The organism is Bowmanella yangjiangensis (genome assembly GCF_017255015.1).
Lineage (GTDB): Bacteria > Pseudomonadota > Gammaproteobacteria > Enterobacterales > Alteromonadaceae > Bowmanella > Bowmanella yangjiangensis.
The window spans coordinates 1-4,366 of sequence record NZ_JAFKCS010000074.1; the positions used below are offsets into that span (position 1 = coordinate 1).

A 4,366-nucleotide genomic window follows, 5' to 3' on the forward strand; every position below is an offset into this window, starting at 1 on the left:
GTTCGATGTGGGCCAGCTGCGCGCCATGCTGCGCTTTTCGGCACCGTTGGTGCCGGCCGGCCTGGCGGTGTTCATCAGTCTGTATATCAACCGCTTTGCCCTCAATCACTTCGGCAGTCTGGAGGATGTGGGGCATTTCGGTATCGGTAGCCGTATCGCCGGCCTGGCGGCACTGCTGATCCTGGGGATTCAGGCGGCGCTGACGCCGCTGGTCTACCAGCACTATCGAGATCCGCAGACGCCAGGCCAGATCGCCCGACTGTTCAGCTGGTTCATGGCGGTGGCACTGGCCGGCTGCCTGTTCCTGGCGCTGTTTGCCCGCGAACTGCTGATGCTGTTCGCGACCCCCGAGTTCATGGCCGGTGCGGCGCTGGTGGGGGTGCTGGCGCCGTCTCTGCTGCTTTCGCAGATGTACATCTTCGCGCCAGGCATCGCCATTGCAAAGAAGACCCACTGGCAGCTTTGGGTGACGCTGCTGTCGGCAACGGCCAGTGTGGCCGGTAACTGGCTGCTGGTACCGCTGTGGGGCATCTGGGGGGCGGCGCTGGCCACCTTGCTGGCATCCGCGCTGTTCTTCTTTTGCTGGCTGTTGCTCAGTCAACGTCTGTACAGGATTCCTTATGCCTGGCGGGCATTGCTGCTGTCGAGCCTGGGCTTCGTGGTGTGCGCCGGGGTGGGCGTGCAGCTTGAGGCAACGGGGCTGGCGCTGCCTTTGACGCTGTTGCTCAAGAGTCTGCTGATGTGTGTGCTGCTGGGGCTGGTTGTGATATGTGGGCTGTTGCCCCTGGCAGACCTGAGGGCCCTGCTGCAGCAACTAAGACGCCGTGTGAGTGGATCTGCTCGTGTGTGATTTGCAAGGCGGGATCGCCTTGTCTTTGGAGATTGGATAGTCATGTGCGGTATCACGGGGGGGTGGTGGCCTGGCAGGCCGGCCAAGCTGGACGAGAGGTTGAGTCAGGCGCTGGCGGCGATGCACAGGCGTGGCCCGGATGACCGTGGCTACGAGCTGTACACAAGTCTGGGCGGGGTGACTGCGCTCGGGCATACCCGGTTGTCGATCATCGACCTTTCTGCGGCAGGGCATCAGCCTATGCAGTCGCAGGACAAGGCCGTGTCGATCGTCTTCAACGGCGAGATCTACAACTATCGCGAGCTGCGCGCGGAGCTGGAGCCGCTGGGGCATCGCTTTGTCTCCGGCTCGGATACCGAGGTGCTACTGGCTGCCTGGCGTCAGTGGGGGCGCGCGTGCCTGCCGCGGCTGGTGGGCATGTTTGCCTTCGTGGTGTTCGACAGCGCGCGGGGTACCCTGACCTGCGTGCGCGATGCCTTTGGCATCAAGCCGTTCTTCTACACCCGTGAGCAGGGCAGCTTTCTGTTCGCCTCCGAGGTGGCGGCGATCAAGGCGCTCAAGCAGGAGCGGGTGCAACTGGACTGGCAGCGCGCCTACGACTATCTGGTGCATGCCGACTACGACAGTGGCGCGCACAGCTTCCTCGATGGCGTGCTGCACCTGTTGCCCGGCCACCTGGTGGAACTGGATCTGACTTCTGGTGCGCTGGGTGAGCCGCAGCGCTGGTGGACGCCATGCATCGAGGAACGCAGCGACCTCAGCTTTGCCGATGCAACCGAGCAGTTGCGCGAGCGCTTCCTGGCCAGCGTGCGCCTGCATCTGCGCAGCGATGTGCCGTTGGGCGCGGCGCTGTCCGGTGGCATTGATTCATCGGCGGTGGTCTGCGCCATGCGCCATGTTGAGCCGGACCTGCCGATCAACACCTTCAGCTACATCGCCCATGGCAGCGCGATGTCCGAAGAGGTGTGGGTGGACCGGGTCAACCAGCATGTCGGGGCCAGGCCGCACAAGGTAAAGGTCAGCGGCGACGAACTGGCCCGAGATTTGGACGACATGATCGCCGCGCAGGGCGAGCCTTTCGGCAGTACCAGCATCTATGCTCAGTATCGAGTATTCCAACTGGCCCGCGAGCAAGGCGTGACCGTGACCCTGGACGGGCAGGGTGCCGACGAGATGCTGGCCGGCTATAACGGTTATCCGGGGCAGCGCCTGCGAAGCCTGCTGGAAAAAGGCCGGCTGGCCGAAGCCTGGCACTTTCTCGACGAGTGGGCGCGCTGGCCGGGGCGCAGCCGTATGGGCGGAGCCAAGCGCGCGGCGGCGGAAATGAGCCAGGGCGCGCTCTACGATGTCCTGCGCCGGCTCAACGGTATGGACAGCCTGCCGCACTGGATTCGCTCGGCGTCGCTGGAGGAGCGCGGTATCATCCGTCGCTACCCGCGCCAGCTCGCTCAGGCCGGCAGTGCCGGGCGGCGGGTGATGGCCGAGCTGGCCCTGTGCCTCACTCAGCGTGGGCTGCCGGCGCTGCTACGCCATGGGGATCGCAACTCGATGCGTTTCTCGGTTGAGAGTCGTGTGCCATTTCTCACCCTGGACATGGTCGAGCTGGCGCTGTCGATGCCCGAGTCCTACCTGATTTCCCCGCGGGGCGAGACCAAGCACATTTTCCGCGCAGCCATGCGAGGAATAGTGCCGGATGATATTCTCGACCGCCGCGATAAAATCGGCTTCGCCACGCCCGAACAGGAATGGCTGTTGGGCATGGCCGGCCAGGTGCGAAGCTGGCTAGTCGAAGACCTGCAGCTACCGTTCCTCGATCAGGCAGCCATGCTGGCCGAGTTCGACCGCGTGGTGGCGGGCCGGCAGGCGTTCTCCTGGCAGGTCTGGCGCTGGATCAATTTCTGTCGTTGGTATCGCACGTTCATGGACTAGGCCGTCCGATGGACGGCATCAATCCTTTTACCCTCGGTTGTTAATCAGTTAGGCGCGTGGCGTGAAGATCCTCATTATTTCCAGTTACTTTGGCCCGGAAACCTCCGTTGGCGTGCTCAGGGTCAATGCGTTCGCGAACCACTGGTCCCGTCAGGGGCATGAAGTGCATGTGCTGACCATGCCTTTCACCGGGGAGCTACCCGCCGGACTAAGGAATAATCCTCTTATTCACGTACAGCAGATCGCCCCTTGGCTGATTCGCGGGGGCCAGGCCGGCGGAGTCCAAGGTTACTCCAAGGGGGTGAAGGGCTGGCGCCGGGTGCTGCTGTCATTCCAGTACTGGCTGAAGCGCCGGTTGCTGAGCAATTATCTCGATCCGCGCGTGCTCTGGTGGCCGCGCGTGGCGCTCGTCGGGCGGAGCCTGCTACGTGAACAGCATTTCGACCTGCTCTATTCGACGGTGCCGTCGTACACCGCGCACTCTGCGGCGGCCTGGATCAAGCAAGGGAGCCGACAGCTGTTCTGGGTCGCCGACTATCGCGATCTGTGGGCAGGCAACCCGATCTTTCCCGGCTGTGCGCCGGTGCGGGCCTTCGAGCGCTGGCACGAGCGCACGGTACTGGCCCGCGCCGACCTGATCTGTTCGATCAATACGCCGTTGCTGCAGGAATTGCGTGAACTGCATGGTCCACGCGATTACCTGGAACTGCCCAACGGCTTCGAGGATAGCGAGGTTGATGTGTTCCGCAATGCGGCTCGGATTAGCCTGCCGGCAAAGGTGAACATCGTCTATGCCGGGAGCATCCTGCCGGGCCTGCAGAATCCAACCCCGCTGTTCTTGGCAATTCGTCAACTGGTGACTGAAGGGCTGCTGGCTGAGGGTGACCTTGCCATCTCTTTCTATGGGGACTATGCCGCGCTGGACGACTTCCCGGTTGCCCGCGATCCGCTTGTGGCGCCTTTTGTAAAACTCGCCGGCAAGGTACCCCGGCAGGAAATCCTGGCGGTGCAGAAGAGCGCTGACTTCCTGCTTTTCCTCGGTTCGCAGCCAGTAGCTGATGGTGTCGGTTCGACCAAGGGTGTGGTCAGTGGCAAGATCTTCGAGTACCTGATATCTGGCACTGAAGTGCTGGCTGTTGGGGTTACCGACGATATGTTGGTAGCAGATATGCTGCGCCAAGCAGCTGTCGGCACCCATTATGCTGCTGACGTGGCGCGGATTAGGCAGCGCCTGTTGGCTGCTGTTCAGGGCGAAACGGCCAAGGTGCAACCGAATATGGACTACCTTGACCAGTTCAGACGCAGCGTCCAGGCCGCTGCACTGCTGGATCAGGTGAGAGCCCTCAAAGGTAGCGATCGACTATGAGGATTCTCGTACTGTCGCAGTACTTCTGGCCGGAAAGCTTCATCATCAACGACGTCGTGCGCACGCTCGACGAGCAGGGCCACGAGGTGGTGGTAGCCACCGGCAAGCCTAACTACCCTGACGGTAAAGTTTTCGATGGCTACCGTGCTGCGGGTACGCAGCGCGAACGTTACCAGGGGCGTATCGAGGTGCTGCGAGTGCCGCTGTGGCCGCGTGGGCAG

3 protein-coding genes and 1 pseudogene are annotated in these 4,366 nt (G+C 62.7%); all 4 read left to right on the forward strand.

The genetic code is table 11. The features are described from left to right. A partial coding sequence (locus J0A65_RS21630) for an MATE family efflux transporter (RefSeq protein WP_206596402.1) occupies positions 1-850 on the forward strand: 850 nt, incomplete at its 5' end. 42 nt (positions 851-892) lie between these two features. Further along, complete coding sequence (asnB, locus tag J0A65_RS21635; protein WP_206596403.1) at positions 893-2,779, forward strand: asparagine synthase (glutamine-hydrolyzing); 1,887 nt, start codon at positions 893-895, stop codon at positions 2,777-2,779. A 61-nt stretch (positions 2,780-2,840) separates the two neighbouring features. Beyond that, positions 2,841-4,145, forward strand: coding sequence for a glycosyltransferase (locus tag J0A65_RS21640; protein WP_175254288.1), 1,305 nt, complete (start codon positions 2,841-2,843; stop codon positions 4,143-4,145). Beyond that, positions 4,142-4,366 (forward strand): annotated as a pseudogene (locus tag J0A65_RS21645) (hypothetical protein); the annotation flags it as partial. The gene J0A65_RS21640 and the pseudogene J0A65_RS21645, both read left to right, overlap by 4 nt.